Raw genomic sequence first — 13,545 nt, 5'->3', positions numbered from 1 at the left:
AATAAATATCATTATCTTTTGAATAAAAAGTAAATGGAAATAGCTATTATTCCTTGTTTTTGTATCTCTATTTTTTCAAATACCATATAAAATGTTTTTAATTTTTGCAAAACTCTTCCAGTTTATGGGTGTATCATAATGTTTTCAACAGAATAATAAGTGTTATTTTTTAGGAAATATTTTTCAATGTGCTTGATTTTATTTTATGGTGCTACCCATGAATAATATAATGTAAAAATTAGTGGACATTACCATCTTTATGCTTAATGCAAGAGCACAGCAGCACTATCATACACTTACCGGTTGCCAATGTGGTGACAGCTTTTATCTTAATTGAGCAAGATGAGATTTTAGATATCAAGAAAAGTAAATCATATGCAAATTTATTAGAATGAGTAAACTGCAAGATTTTCATTTTCTGTTCCTAAAAAATCAATACAAAGAGTAAAATAATTGGTGGATAAATAGTTTCTACTTGTGTTAAAAGCACAACTGTATATCAGTTTCTGCTACGAATTTGTATTGATGCAATGCCATACAAGACTCAGAAATTTTATGATAAAAAAAGTAAGGTCTTTGATTTTCAGATATTGCGTCCAATCACAGGAATCGCTATAAGGTGCAAGAGTCGCTATAGAGCGTGTCTTTTTGGGGTATAGCCAAGCGGTAAGGCACCGGTTTTTGGTACCGGCATTCCCTGGTTCGAATCCAGGTACCCCAGCCAATTCTAGTGAAATTAGTTAATCAAAGTTCAGCTTGAGAGTGGATTAGCCCTCTTAACCATCTATTGCTATTCATAGCAAGTTTTGTAAGCTGAAAAATACCCATTTGTAGCGGGTTAGCTCTAAATATGGTAAGGTTTTCTTTTACTATAGCTATCGCTTAAAGAGCTCTTTTAAAAGATTCTTTTCTATAAGACGAGGGGTAAATGATTTATGCGCACTTGCTTTAGAAAAACTATTTGGCTGGATTTTGCGCTCTATAGCAACACCAGCGTGCAATTTTTCGTATTCCACCATCTTCATTACGTCGTACAGCATAACAATAACGCTGATCAGGAAATATATTTCGTTGCATATCGCGTACAATATGAGCATTATGGCCATAGGGTGCTACACAATCAATAAACCATACGTATTTTCCATTCTGCCAATTGACATCGGGTAAAAGCTCTCCCTTTTCAAGCATAGATTGATGATTTTTCTCATCTAAAAAAGCCCAAGTGATAAAGGCACAAAATTCTCCACGTTCATTTTTATAGAGTTTATATTGCCCAGTCTGTAAGGTGGGTCCTATGTTGCGTTCAATATCCCAGATTCGCCAGCGGCGGTATAAGGGAGATGTAAGCATTAAAACAACCATGGCACCCAAAGCCGTAAGAGGATCTATGAGTGATGGTGATGGATTTTCATTTACAGACATCATCTTTCCTTTAGAGATTGTTCTAAAATTTTGGTGATAGGTTCAAAGAAATAAGAAATGAGACGTCGTTTTGAGGTAATGACATCCGTTGTTACAGTCATGCCAGGGATAAATTTAAGTTGTTTGTTATTCAAAGTGATGTGATCTTGGTCAATTTTGATTAAAACAGCGTAGACACCATTAATTTCTTTATTATAGCGCGCTGTAGCGCCTACATTAACGACTGTACCGTGGATAACACCGAAACGTTCAGGAGGAAAGGCAGAAAACTTGATGTAAGCACGTTGGCCCTTTTCTAAAAAACCAATATCTCGATTATCAAAAAATGCTTCAATAATGAGACCACCCGCACCAGGGACAATGCGCATGAGAGTTTTACCAGCCTCTACAAAGCCGCCCAAAGTATGGATACTTAAATCATCGATACGTCCATCAACAGGTGCATAGAGTGATAAGTGGTCAAGATGGTATTGAGTGCTATCAAGCTTTGCTTTTAATCCTTGAAGATTCAGTTCTGTTTCACGCGAAAGTTGCCGATAGCGGGCGATTTCATCGGAAATGAGACTTTTCCGTTGTTGGCGGAGGGTGTTTATTTCGGCGGCATTTTCTTCCAAACGTCTTTGATTGGTTAAAATTTCATGCTCGACATTTTTAAAATCATGTAAACGCTCTAAATAAACGGCTTGGCTAATGACTTTTGTTTCCATTAGGCTTTTTGCAGCCTTTAATTTTCCTTGGCTTAATTGACGATCATCTTCCAACCTATCTAATTGCGCATGTTGTGTTGCACCGCTGCGCTCGACGCGGTCCGCTTGTGCTTTTAGCGCTCTTAATTTATCTTGGAGAGATTGAAGGGTAGCGCTAATGAGTTTTTCCCCTTCTATTCTTGCAGTCTGATTGCCAGAAGGAGGAACTGGCAGATAGGCAAGCCCTTTGGTCACAAAATCTTTATCCAAAGGATCACTTTCGTGCAAAGCTGTTAAAATAGCTGTTGCGATTTGTGCTTGAAGGGTTTGTTGCGCGATATCTGCTTGAACACGTGCGCACTCATTGAGGGCTTCACGAGGATCTAATTGAATAAGGAGATCACCTTGATGAACAAATTGCCCTTCTTTTACAAGGATTTTCTCAATGCGTCCTGTATTTTGCGCTTGGACCAGCTGAACGTAAGCGGTGGGAATAACACTTCCTTGCCCCCGTGCAACAATCTCTGTTTTTGCGATAAAGCTGCCGATCACAATAAAGAGAAATAAGGTGATCAAAACAGCAACAACCATATGAAGAGTTGGTGACAAAGGGCGCAAATAGGGAGCTTTATCTGCCATTTTTTGCCTCCAAATCAGTAAAGTTTAAGACGGTTGCATACTGAGGGAAGAGATCACGTTTGTGGGTAATAACAAGAACAATACGATCTTGTGAAAGTTTATATAAATGCTCAACAATTTGTGCACTGACAGTGTCATCCAATGCAGAAGTAGGTTCATCCAAAATAAGAAGGCTTGGATTTATCAGAAAGAAACAAGCCAAAGCCAAGCGTTGGCGCTGACCACCTGATAAAAAACCACCTTGCTCTCCTACTTGAGTATTGAGTCCTAGAGGCAACTGAGCAATCAAATCATGGCAAGCACTAACATATAGTGCAGAGTCGATTTCATCTTTAGTGGCATCTGGTTTAGCAAGAAGCATATTCTCAAGAATGGTTCCGGAAAAAAGGCAAGGATTTTGGGGAAAATACGCGATTGTGTCACGCACGCTACGGACATCAAAATTCTGTAAAGGTTGGGCGTTAATCAATATCTTTCCGCTTGTTGGGGGGTAGAGTCCACAAAGGAGCTTCGCCAAGGTTGTTTTTCCGCACCCTGAAGGACCAAGTAACATAATTGGTTGCCCAGGTTGTAAACAGACATCAAGATGATTGATAATGGACTTATCTCCATAAGAAAAACAGAGATCGTTGGCTTCAAGATGAGGAGGAGCGCTGAGTTGAAGAGGCGGCTTTTCTTCTTCCCATTCTGAAGGGGAGTTAAGAATATCGCCCAAACGAAGACGAGAGATTTTCAAATGCTGCCATTCTTCCCATAGGGATGCAAGGCTTAAGATAGGACCAGAAACATTTCCAGCGAGGAGATGAAAGGCAATAAGTTGCCCTAGCGTAATCTGGTTTTGAAGAACTGCCTGAGCACCAAAAAAGATAATAAAAATAGTGAAAAGATCACCAAAAATATGGCTCATGGCTCCATTGAGAAGATGCAATTTACTGGTTGTAAGGCTTTGATCTAAACTACGGGCTAAAGTTTCTTGCATGCGTATTGTATGGGCTGGCTCCTTTACATGCGCTTTAATGGCTTCAAGATTGGTAAAACTTTCAATAAGGCGCGATTGATGGGCAGCTTGCAGAGTGAAAGCACGGCGTAATTGGCGGCGCAAGAAGGGACCGACCAACGCTAAAGAGCCCATTTGCAAGGGTAAAATGATAAGGACAATGAAGGTCAGTTTCGGACTAATGGAAAAGAGTGCCGCAAGATAAATGATTGCGAACAGAACATTTAGCACAGTGGTGGCGATGGTTCCTGTTAGAAACCCGCGAATTGTATCAACCTCTCCGATTCGCGTGAACAGTTCCCCCACTTGCCAAGTGCGTAAAATAGGCAAGGAAAGGCTTAACACATGGGTGTAAATGCGCCGTCCAAATTCTAGCGTAAGCCGATTGGCTAAATAAGCTCCTAAGTAGCCTGATAGAGTGCTAAGAGCCGTGCTAAACAACATAATAGCAACCATCAAGACAACGATAGCATAGAGACTTTCAATACGCTGAAAAGGGAGAATACGGTCGATAATCGCTTGAAAAATAAAAGGATTCACCAAGCCAAGTAAGCGCAAAACGACAGCAACGCAACTAAGTTCGATGACATAATAGATATATTTCTTTGTTGTTCTTGTAAACCAAGAGAATGATACTAGTTTTTCTTGTGAATGACTCATTTGAATTTATGATTTTGTTTAAGAGAAAGAGCGATTGATGTCGCATATTTAAACAGTATTGTAAATAGTATTATATTCACACAAAATATACATTTTGTGTGAATGCAATATAAACATAATGTATTTATTGTTTATACAGTATTTTTATTGTTATTTATACAAATTATATTTGACATTTGCTAAAATGAACAATAATGAATTTTCCACTGTATCGTTGTGATACAGTTATTTTTAACAATAAAAGAGGTTTTATATGTTTCGTTCATTTGGTTCTAGTTTTTCTAATGGTTGGTCTCATGTTTCATCAATGAATTTTTCAAGCAGTGGATCACGACCTGGGTGTACTGTTGGAGATTATCTCTCAGCAGGATTTTCAATGGGACATAGGGGACATGATATGGGAGTGGTAATTGGTGGAGTTATGGGGTGGTCAGTTGGAGGACCAATAGGCGCTTTGGAAGGTCTATCATTAGGAGGAGGAGTTGGCTCTACAGTAGGATTTGGTACAGGTTTGGGATATACAGGCTATGAATGTTATCGCTAATATAAAAATTAGCAGATATTTCTAAAATGAACAAGCTTGTAGGCATAATTATGTGTCTACAAACTTGACAGGAAGGTTTAGGTGCATAATTTTACAAAATTATATATTTAATTTGGATTTTTTTTATGAATGAGCTTATTAGTATTATTGTAGAATTATTATTTTCTATAGGTGCTTTATTTATATTTTTCTATACATTGTTTTCATATTATAAATCTAAAGGTTATAGTAAAAAAGAAATTTGGAAAAAAATTTTGTTAAGAATATTTTTGTTCTTTATATTATTTTCTATGATATTTTTTATTTATATACGTTATTTCTATGAACAATGATTATTCATTATTAATTTATAATTATAGATTAATTTGGAAATTTTATTTGTTATCTATATTTTTAATATATTTTATGAATTGTTTTTTGCATTTTTTGTTTAATTATATTTATTTAAATTGTATTATGTATCTAAGGTATGTAATGAAAAAAATATTAAAATTAAATCATTAATTAAGAATAAATTCGTTTTTTATATTATTTTAAATTATTAAGTTTTATATGATATAATATATATTAATGTTTATTGTTTTTATATATTTTTAATTTGGATTTTTTATGAGTGATATTATTCGTATTATTGCAGAATTATTATCTTCTACATGTTTTTTATTTATATTTTTCTATGCAATGTTTTTACAGTATAAATTTAAAGGTTATAGTAACAAAGAAATTGTGAAAAAAATGTTTTTAAGCACATTTTTGTTCATTATATTTGTTATATTACTTTCTATAACAGTTTTTATTTGTATACGTTATTTATATGAAAAATGATTATTTATTATCTTTATATAATAATGTTTTTTATATGAGTTTTATAATAATTTATTTAATATTAAACTTTAAAAAATATTTACTGATTACAGTTATACAGAGACTTTAATATTATTATCAATATTTCTGTTTTTTATTTCCTATTTTTTTAATCTTTTTCATTATTTCAAGAATGGTTAGGTTTGAGAATATTATCCTTTTGTATAAGAATTTTTAGTTTATAGCTTTTGAAAAGTGATTGTTTGCTTATGTATCATGTTTATTGAAAAATAAGCAATTTTTGTGAAATAAAGTGTCTTCTCTCTCGCTCTTGATCGTTATTCATCGTCTTGTGAAAGAGGAAGGGAAGCGATTTCCGTATCAAGGGCATCCATAAAATCGATAATAAAAGCAGCATTTGTCCCCAAATCTCTTGGCAAATAACGAGAAGCAGAACGCATATCAACAAAAGTTGTATCCCCTTCATCAGTTAAGCGTATCACGATATCCGAAATAAACCCAAGGTAAAAAGTTTTAGCTCTCGTTTCAATATAAAGCGCATTTTCTTCACCTTTAAACTCTCGTTGAGCCACAACAGGCCAATCATAGGCTGCTAAAACATTGAGAACAGATTCGCGAATACGGTCAGGTGAACCATCATAACGGCGCCCCGATATTTCTGGCCATTGTGACATCTGTAATGTTGCTTGTTCAGTCAAAACACTTTTGAGCGGTAAAGCATCGCTGGGACGTATTGTGCGAAAAAAAGCCGGCGGGCTTTGTGTATCGGTAGAAATATCGTAAAGAGCCGGTAAGGTAAACCAAAGTCCAAAAAAGAGCATCAATGGTGTAGTCGTTATTACCGAATAAATGATCCCTTTTAAAGCTTTCATTCCCCCTAGGGCTCCATAGACCCATAAGCTGTAAAGTGCTTTTAAAGCAAGAAAAAGAGAAATAATCACACAGCCAGTAGAGATTCCGATCAAAATTATGAAGTCGGTTACGTTAATGACGGAAAAACGTTGTAAAATGACTGAAAATAATAAAACAAAGAACGACAATCCACCAAATCGAGGGGACCATACTGCTGCTCTTGAAATGAACCGAACATATCTCTTCTTCATGAAGTTTTTCCCCTCAATTGTAAACTATAAGCCAAGTTTTTCAGAGTGCATATCTTACAAAAAGCTTATGCTCATAAAACAAAAATAAAGCACTTATTTTGGAGGTCAAGGATGCATAATGTCTTATAAGTTTTCAGCGGTTATTTTAGCACTTCATTGAAGGTAATCAGTATTTCTTCTATAGTCTATCATGTTGTTGATGCGAACTTTATGGGAATGTTTGTAAATAAAAAGAAGTAAACTCAAATAACAAGTTTTACGGTTGTTAGCAGCATATTTTTCTAGAACTTTACTCTTGATTTTCTCTTCTGATTTCTGGGAGTTTTTTCTGTCAGATAATGCGTAATCAAATAGGATATGATGATGTGCAATAGAGATTTCATTCTATCTCAATAAAAAATTGAGGGATTTATAATCAGATAAATCTGAATTCGAAGATTCAATTAATAGAGAAAAAAGATAACCATTTTGATAGGCTTCATGTATTTTGTATAGAAAGTAAGGTATTGTACAAATGAGAGGTTACTCCGTTTTTATTCATAAAATATGCGGCAGGTCGCAGATGAAAGAAAAGCTTCATTTTCTTTTTTTGCAAGTGAAGAAGGGGCAAAAATACGTAAAATGACAAAACCTTCATTCAAATTTTTAGCAACCAAAACTGAATTGGCATTTTTTTTAGGTTTTGATTTTTTGAGTTCTATGATTTGTATTGGTTTTCCAATAATAAGATCGAGTGTATTATCAGGGGCTGTTCGGTCATTAAGGCTATAGAAAATAATTCCTTTGTGTGTGTAAGCTGCTAGTGACCAAAATTGTCGTGTTTTCAAAGCTTTTAAATGAACAGGTCCATTTTCAAGATTAAATCTGCAGACTTTAAGAAGAAAGAGGGGATCAGCAGATTGTTGAATAGGATTATCGGGAGTAAAAGCAACAAATTGATAAGGGGCTCCGGATTTTTTAAGTGCTGTCCATATATTATTTTGTGTCCAATAGGGGATCAGAAAGAGAACGCAAATATGAACGATAATAGCGCCAATGATTGCAAGAAGTGCGGTATGAATAAATCTAGTCACAATTTATTTGTCCTGATGGAATTTGTTCTATTGATGGCATTGTAAGCTTTTGTAATGCCGTTGCAGAGATGATTGAGGTATCGTATAAGGTAAGAATAAGCCCGAATTCTTTTTGACTAACTGTTGCAAGCCAATTGCCAGCTTGTGGTGTAGGTGAAATATTGATGCGCAATGAGCCATCATGCTCATAAATAATAGCATTCGTGTGGAGTTCAAAAGGTATTTCTTTGGATGAAGTATAGGGTTTTAGGGATTTGTCAGCTGTATAAAGGGTGAAAAGACGAGTTTCAGGGATGGTGCCTTTGAGTAAATAATGACAGTGGGGGTGGAGTGGACGCCCTTGGTTGTCTTGCCAAATCTGGAATTGAAGACCTTCAGTGCGTCCGAGTGAAACAATGCCTCGTTTGGTCGTGCGGGCGCGGGTATAAGGATCCATATTGGCGGTTCCCATTTTTGGATAAGCACTCCATTTTCCAATTCTAAAGCGTTCAAAATGAGGAAAGGAATTGAGCACATAATCGACACTCAGTTTTCCACATAAAATGGAAAAAGCGAAGATAAAAAAGAAAATGGTGATATTAAAAAACATCAGTGAATATCTTGAATTCAAAATGTTGAATCTCCAGTTGTTTTCACCTTCAAAGAAATTGCAGATGGTTTTTTCAGATCTTTGTTAATCAATCGCACAATATTCAATGTTTCAGGAGAAAGCGTAGAGGGTATTGGGGAAAAAAATTCAGAATCTGCATGGGAGGAAAGTATTGGGGGATGATAAGGAAGAAGAGAATCTTTAACACCATAGAGTTGTTTGAGCATAATATTTTGGTGTGCAGCAAGCATGATGCGTTGCCATATCATGGCAGGAACTCCACCCCCAAAAGCACGATTCATCGGTGAAAAGTTATCATTTCCCATCCATACCGCTCCAGTATAATTGCCAGTAAAGCCAACAAACCAAGCATCACGATAGGATTGTGATGTTCCAGTTTTCCCAGCGACGAGAGTCATGGGCAGAGCAGCACGCTTACCAGACCCTCGTGTTGTGACACCCACCATCATTTGGTTCATATAAGCAGCTGATTGTCTGCTGAGAACTCGGTGTAACTTATTTCCGTTATGCTCGAAATCCCATACCACATGCCCATCAATTGTTCTGATTTGCGTGAACCCATGACGATTACCAGCTATCCCACCATTCGCAAAGACATTAAAGCCAGTTGCTTGATCCATGGGGGTCATGTTGGAAGTGCCAAGAACCATCGTTTTGTGTGATAAAATATGCGCGTTAATCCCCATATTCTTGATGAGATCTATGATAGGTTGGGTATCGCGGTGAAGATATTGATAGGTGAGATACACAGGGACTGTATTAATAGAAAAAGCTAAAGCTGTTGCTAAATCAATTTTCCCCAAATAACGGCCCGAATTATTTTTTGGTGTCCAACCTCCCCAATTGATCGGAGCATCTAAAACGATTGTCGAGGGAGAAAGTCCGTGTTCCAGTGCGGTTGCGTAAACATAAGGTTTGAATGAAGAACCAGTTTGTCGTCCGCCTTGTGTTGCTCTGTTAAATTGGCTCTTTTTATAATCTTGTCCTCCAACAATTGCGCATACGGCACCGTTATTATCGAGTATAACAGTGGAAGCTTGTGTTACGCGATATTGTTGACCATACTGGTGTAAATGATATGCAATTGATTCTTCTGCTGCTTTTTGAATATTTGGATCAAGAGTCGTTTGAATAATTAAACTATGGCTTGGAAGTTGATTGCGCATTTTTTTGACTTCCTCGAATGCCCAATCAAGAAAATAATCAGGCTGATTATTTTCTATTTGGGGAAGTGCCCTAGCAGGGTGGCGATGCGCATTGATAATCTGGCTCTTCGTCATAAAGCCACTATTAACAAGATTAGAAAGGACGATATTGGCACGTGTTTGAGCCGCAAAGAGATGACTATGAGGAGCATATTTTGTTGGAGCTTTAAAGAGTCCTGCTAACATAGCAGATTCACTTAAAGAGACATGACGTATGTTTTTTCCAAAATAAAATTTTGCTGCTGCGGCAATACCAAAATTGTTTCCTCCCATATAGGCCCGGTCAAGGTAAAGTTGTAAAATCTGCTTTTTGCTAAAATTTGCTTCTAGCCAAAGAGCAAGATAAGCTTCTTTGATTTTACGTGTTATGGTTCTTTCGTTTGTTAAAAATAAATTTTTAGCCAATTGTTGTGTGAGAGTTGAACCACCTTGCACCACACCTTTAGCTTGCATATTTTGTGAAATTGCCCGTGTAAGTCCTTGAAAATCAATGCCCCAATGATCAAAAAAACGACGGTCTTCTGTAGCGAGAACCGCTTTAATAACAGTGTCAGGCATTTCTTCAACGGGGACAGAGATCGCCGGCAGTGCACCACGGTGCCCAATGGAATTTCCATAGCGATCTAGAAAAAGAATGGAAAAGTTTTTAGGAGAAGACCAATCTGTTTTGGTCACTTCAAAAACAGAAATGCCCAAAATAGTGAAAAGAGTAAATCCCATCAACCCTAATGTCAGTATTTCATCGAGAACTTCAACGATAAAACGTTTCCATCCTTGAAGATGAAAATTTTGTGAGACGATTTTTGCCTTTTTCCAGAAAAAACTGTTAGCAGAACGAATGTGATAAAGCGCTGTGTCTAATCGTGCGTCTAATTCAATGAGAGCAGGACTGTGAAATGGCTTACGATGTTGCCCTTTCTTTTTTTTAAAAAAATCAAACATTTAAAGAGAGCCTATGGCAAAGAAATACAACCAAACAAATCTACAATAATTATATGGAGTAGAAGTATTTTTTTGCTATAGTGCTAACAGAGAAAGAGTTTATTTTAGAATTATTCATTTTTCGTAAGATAGTGTATTAATATTTTATTATTTTATTGAATAAATTTTATTCTCATTATTAAAAATATTTTTTTGATTTTTTAAAAATTTGGAGTAATGTTAATATGTTCTTCTGTAAGATAGAGGATAAATTATTTCCATTTGTGATTTTTAAATCGACTAAAAAAAACCATTATTTCTTTTATCCTTTATCAAGGAGAAGAGATGGGTTATTGAAATATTTATGATGAAAAAAAAATTCTTGTTCGTAATAATAGCAGCTTTTTTAGGAGCAGATTCTGTTCTAGCTTCTGGGTGTGCTGAAGTAGGTAAGAAGGCTGCCGCGCAAGAGAGCGGGGTTCTCGTCCGTTCAAAACCGGTTGTTCAGGATGGAAAGGACATGTGTGCAATTGTAGTTGTTGTACCAGCCCGTAATGGTGAAAAGTTACGTCGTGTTGAGTTTTTTGTTCCTGCTGATTAGTTTTTGGCAGATGGTGTTGTGATGCGTATCTTAATCGTTGAAGATGATCGGAATCTTCACCATCAATTAGCAGAAGCTGTAAGACGTGCAGGATATGTTTCCGATAGTGCTTTCGATGGTGAAGAAGCTTATTTTTTAGGGAGCACAGAGTCTTACGACGCGGTGATACTTGATATAGGTTTACCGCAGATTGATGGTATTAGTGTTGTTGAAAAGTGGCGTCAAGAAGGGCTCTCCATGCCTGTTTTAATGCTAACGGCGCGAGACCGTTGGTCTGATAAGGTGCACGGTATTGATGCTGGAGCTGACGATTATGTTGTGAAGCCATTTCATTTGGAGGAAGTGATGGCGCGCTTGCGAGCATTAATTCGTCGCACTACGGGACATGCGACAAGTGCATTATGTTGCGGAAATGTTTTGTTGGATACAAAGACGTCTCGTGTTTTTGTAGATGGTCAATTGATTAAACTAACATCTTATGAATTCAGACTGCTTTCGTATCTCATGCATCATTGTGACAGGGTCATTTCAAGAACAGAGCTTACAGAACATCTTTATGATCAGGATTTTGATAAGGACTCGAATACGGTGGAAGTCTTTGTAGGTCGGTTACGGAAAAAGCTTGGAGTGGATTTGATTGAAACTATTCGAGGAATGGGGTATCGCGTGAGAATGCTAGGTGATTAATGAATGTTTTTGAAGAGAATAATTGGTGTAGGAGGTTCTTTTTTGTAATTACTCGATCTCTCAGTTTACGTGTTATGATCTTATCAACATTATGGGTTGTTATTTCTCTTTTATCGATTTCTGCAGTAAGTATTTTATTTTATAAGCGTTCAACTGAACAAAGCCTAGAGCGTATCCTTTCTGCTCAACTCTACAGTCTTATTGCAACAGTGACGGTGTCATCGGAAGGTACTTTGATAGGAGGGGCTGGGATTGATGATATTCGTTATTCTGATCCAACAACAGGATGGTATTGGGAAGTTGTTGCGATATCCCATAATTTAAAAGGAAGATTGACATCCCCCTCATTGGGAACAGGCGAGATATTTACACCAAGTGATGTTGATATACCTTTTGACAATAAATTCTTTCGCTCTTATCGGATAACGGGGAACAATGGTCAAAAGTTACAAGTGATTGAGAGTGATGTTGTTCTTGATAATAAAAATCATATTGCACGTTTTCGGCTTGTTGGGAATATCGATGAAGCTCATGCCCAGGTAAAGGAATTTACGCGAACTTTGCAAATTTTTCTTTGGAGTTTCGGTATCGGGAGTGTTCTTATTAATATTGCTATTATTTTCTTTAGTTTTCAACCGTTGAAGCTTATTCGACGCGCATTGAATGATATTCGCGAAGGAAGAGTTCATTATGTGAATACGGATTTAGTAAGCGAAGTGATGCCGCTTGTACAAGAGATGAATGCTCTCATTAATAATAATCAGCGTATTATTGAGCGATTTCGCACACAAGTTGGTAATCTCGCGCATTCATTGAAGACGCCTCTATCCGTGATTATGAATGAGACAGATAAGATGCGCGGAGAAAAGGCTTGTTTGTTGAGAGAGCAAACGCAAATAATGCAAGCTCAAATCAATCATTATCTTCAGCGTGCACGGATTGCAGCACAATGCGATAGTATTGTCTATCATACGTCTGTTCGCAGTGTGCTTGAACGTTTGGTGCGGGTTATGAAAAAGCTTAATCCTGAAAAACAAATTCAATTTATTATGGATGTTGATGATATTGTTTTTTCTGGAGAGAAGGAAGATTTAGAAGAAATTGTAGGGAATTTGATTGAAAATGCTACTCAGTGGTCTCGAGCAAAGGTTTTGATCTCTTGTTGTTTAGAAGAAAATGTTGAAGAAAAAGAATATTTTAGTATCTTTGTAGAAGATGATGGTCCTGGTTTAACAGAAGACAAAATTGATGAAGCATTAAAAAGAGGGCGGCGGTTTAATGAAAGTAAACTAGGGGCAGGCTTAGGGTTAGCAATTGTTTCAGATATGGTCAGTGAATATGGTGGCAATCTCTTTTTATCACGTTCTGATTTGGGTGGATTGTATGCAAAAGTTTTGTTACCTAAGATGGGAGAATAACATATTTTCTTCTTAAGCAAGAAATGTCTATAAAGTTTATAAAGCAGTATTTTAGACAATACATAAAGAGTAGGGAAACATTGTTTTTAGTTTCTTTGCTTAATTGATATATATGATAGATATTTATAATATTCTCCATGAAAAAATGAATTTT

11 protein-coding genes and 1 tRNA gene are annotated in these 13,545 nt (G+C 36.4%); 5 read left to right on the top strand and 7 right to left on the bottom strand.

Translation table 11 applies throughout. The annotated features are described in order from the left end of the window. Nucleotides 1–649: 649 nt before the first annotated feature. A tRNA-Gln gene (locus ACFIKN_RS00655) sits at nucleotides 650–724 on the top strand. A 233-nt stretch (nucleotides 725–957) separates the two neighbouring features. Here the strand turns inward: ACFIKN_RS00655 and ACFIKN_RS00650 are convergent. From ACFIKN_RS00650 to ACFIKN_RS00640, 3 genes are read right to left on the bottom strand one after another with little or no spacing between them, the layout of a single operon-like run. Then, nucleotides 958–1,422, bottom strand: a complete 465-nt coding sequence (locus ACFIKN_RS00650; RefSeq protein WP_375657750.1) for a toxin-activating lysine-acyltransferase — start codon at nucleotides 1,420–1,422, stop codon at nucleotides 958–960. Next, entirely contained in the window at nucleotides 1,422–2,747 is a 1,326-nt protein-coding gene (locus tag ACFIKN_RS00645) for an HlyD family type I secretion periplasmic adaptor subunit (protein ID WP_375657749.1), read from the bottom strand. Before ACFIKN_RS00645 ends, ACFIKN_RS00650 begins: the two co-directional genes overlap by 1 nt. Then, nucleotides 2,737–4,404 (bottom strand): peptidase domain-containing ABC transporter, encoded by a 1,668-nt coding sequence (locus tag ACFIKN_RS00640; RefSeq protein ID WP_375645727.1) that lies wholly within the window; start codon nucleotides 4,402–4,404, stop codon nucleotides 2,737–2,739. Before ACFIKN_RS00640 ends, ACFIKN_RS00645 begins: the two co-directional genes overlap by 11 nt. A gap of 253 nt (nucleotides 4,405–4,657) precedes the next feature. Here ACFIKN_RS00640 and ACFIKN_RS00635 point away from each other — a divergent pair, with 253 nt between their 5' ends. Beyond that, nucleotides 4,658–4,948, top strand: a complete 291-nt coding sequence (locus ACFIKN_RS00635) for a hypothetical protein (RefSeq protein ID WP_375645728.1) — start codon at nucleotides 4,658–4,660, stop codon at nucleotides 4,946–4,948. A 1,142-nt stretch (nucleotides 4,949–6,090) separates the two neighbouring features. Here the strand turns inward: ACFIKN_RS00635 and ACFIKN_RS00630 are convergent. The 4 genes from ACFIKN_RS00630 to ACFIKN_RS00615 form a co-directional block, all read right to left on the bottom strand. Further along, nucleotides 6,091–6,876, bottom strand: a complete 786-nt coding sequence (locus ACFIKN_RS00630; RefSeq protein ID WP_375645729.1) for a DUF1499 domain-containing protein — start codon at nucleotides 6,874–6,876, stop codon at nucleotides 6,091–6,093. A 533-nt stretch (nucleotides 6,877–7,409) separates the two neighbouring features. Further along, nucleotides 7,410–7,949 (bottom strand): hypothetical protein, encoded by a 540-nt coding sequence (locus ACFIKN_RS00625; RefSeq protein WP_273791543.1) that lies wholly within the window; start codon nucleotides 7,947–7,949, stop codon nucleotides 7,410–7,412. Next, complete coding sequence (locus ACFIKN_RS00620; protein WP_273791544.1) at nucleotides 7,942–8,538, bottom strand: DUF1214 domain-containing protein; 597 nt, start codon at nucleotides 8,536–8,538, stop codon at nucleotides 7,942–7,944. The genes ACFIKN_RS00625 and ACFIKN_RS00620 overlap by 8 nt, the downstream gene beginning before the upstream one ends. A gap of 17 nt (nucleotides 8,539–8,555) precedes the next feature. Beyond that, nucleotides 8,556–10,706, bottom strand: a complete 2,151-nt coding sequence (locus ACFIKN_RS00615; RefSeq protein ID WP_375630862.1) for a transglycosylase domain-containing protein — start codon at nucleotides 10,704–10,706, stop codon at nucleotides 8,556–8,558. A 343-nt stretch (nucleotides 10,707–11,049) separates the two neighbouring features. Between ACFIKN_RS00615 and ACFIKN_RS00610 the strand changes: the two genes are divergently transcribed. From ACFIKN_RS00610 to ACFIKN_RS00600, 3 genes are read left to right on the top strand one after another with little or no spacing between them, the layout of a single operon-like run. Beyond that, a complete protein-coding gene (locus tag ACFIKN_RS00610) occupies nucleotides 11,050–11,286 on the top strand; it encodes a hypothetical protein (RefSeq protein ID WP_273723886.1) in 237 nt (78 codons plus the stop codon). A gap of 21 nt (nucleotides 11,287–11,307) precedes the next feature. Continuing rightward, on the top strand, nucleotides 11,308–11,973 hold the full coding sequence (locus ACFIKN_RS00605; RefSeq protein ID WP_375630861.1) for a response regulator transcription factor: 666 nt from the start codon (nucleotides 11,308–11,310) through the stop codon (nucleotides 11,971–11,973). Continuing rightward, complete coding sequence (locus ACFIKN_RS00600; protein WP_375637412.1) at nucleotides 11,973–13,391, top strand: ATP-binding protein; 1,419 nt, start codon at nucleotides 11,973–11,975, stop codon at nucleotides 13,389–13,391. Before ACFIKN_RS00605 ends, ACFIKN_RS00600 begins: the two co-directional genes overlap by 1 nt. The last annotated feature ends 154 nt before the right edge of the window (nucleotides 13,392–13,545 follow it).

Origin of the sequence: Bartonella sp. CL436QHHD, assembly GCF_042195105.1 — a bacterium.
Lineage (GTDB): Bacteria > Pseudomonadota > Alphaproteobacteria > Rhizobiales > Rhizobiaceae > Bartonella.
This window is presented reverse-complemented; position numbering and strand designations above follow the sequence as displayed.

Excerpts from the sequence above, each read along its gene's own strand:
- ACFIKN_RS00610 (WP_273723886.1), top strand. The coding sequence starts at position 11,050 with ATGATGAAAAAAAAATTCTTGTTCGTAATAATAGCAGCTTTTTTAGGA.
- ACFIKN_RS00635 (WP_375645728.1), top strand. The coding sequence starts at position 4,658 with ATGTTTCGTTCATTTGGTTCTAGTTTTTCTAATGGTTGGTCTCATGTT.
- ACFIKN_RS00600 (WP_375637412.1), top strand. The coding sequence starts at position 11,973 with ATGAATGTTTTTGAAGAGAATAATTGGTGTAGGAGGTTCTTTTTTGTA.
- ACFIKN_RS00650 (WP_375657750.1), bottom strand. The coding sequence starts at position 1,422 with ATGTCTGTAAATGAAAATCCATCACCATCACTCATAGATCCTCTTACG.
- ACFIKN_RS00615 (WP_375630862.1), bottom strand. The coding sequence starts at position 10,706 with ATGTTTGATTTTTTTAAAAAAAAGAAAGGGCAACATCGTAAGCCATTT.
- ACFIKN_RS00605 (WP_375630861.1), top strand. The coding sequence starts at position 11,308 with ATGCGTATCTTAATCGTTGAAGATGATCGGAATCTTCACCATCAATTA.
- ACFIKN_RS00640 (WP_375645727.1), bottom strand. The coding sequence starts at position 4,404 with ATGAGTCATTCACAAGAAAAACTAGTATCATTCTCTTGGTTTACAAGA.
- ACFIKN_RS00630 (WP_375645729.1), bottom strand. The coding sequence starts at position 6,876 with ATGAAGAAGAGATATGTTCGGTTCATTTCAAGAGCAGCAGTATGGTCC.
- ACFIKN_RS00620 (WP_273791544.1), bottom strand. The coding sequence starts at position 8,538 with ATGTTTTTTAATATCACCATTTTCTTTTTTATCTTCGCTTTTTCCATT.
- ACFIKN_RS00645 (WP_375657749.1), bottom strand. The coding sequence starts at position 2,747 with ATGGCAGATAAAGCTCCCTATTTGCGCCCTTTGTCACCAACTCTTCAT.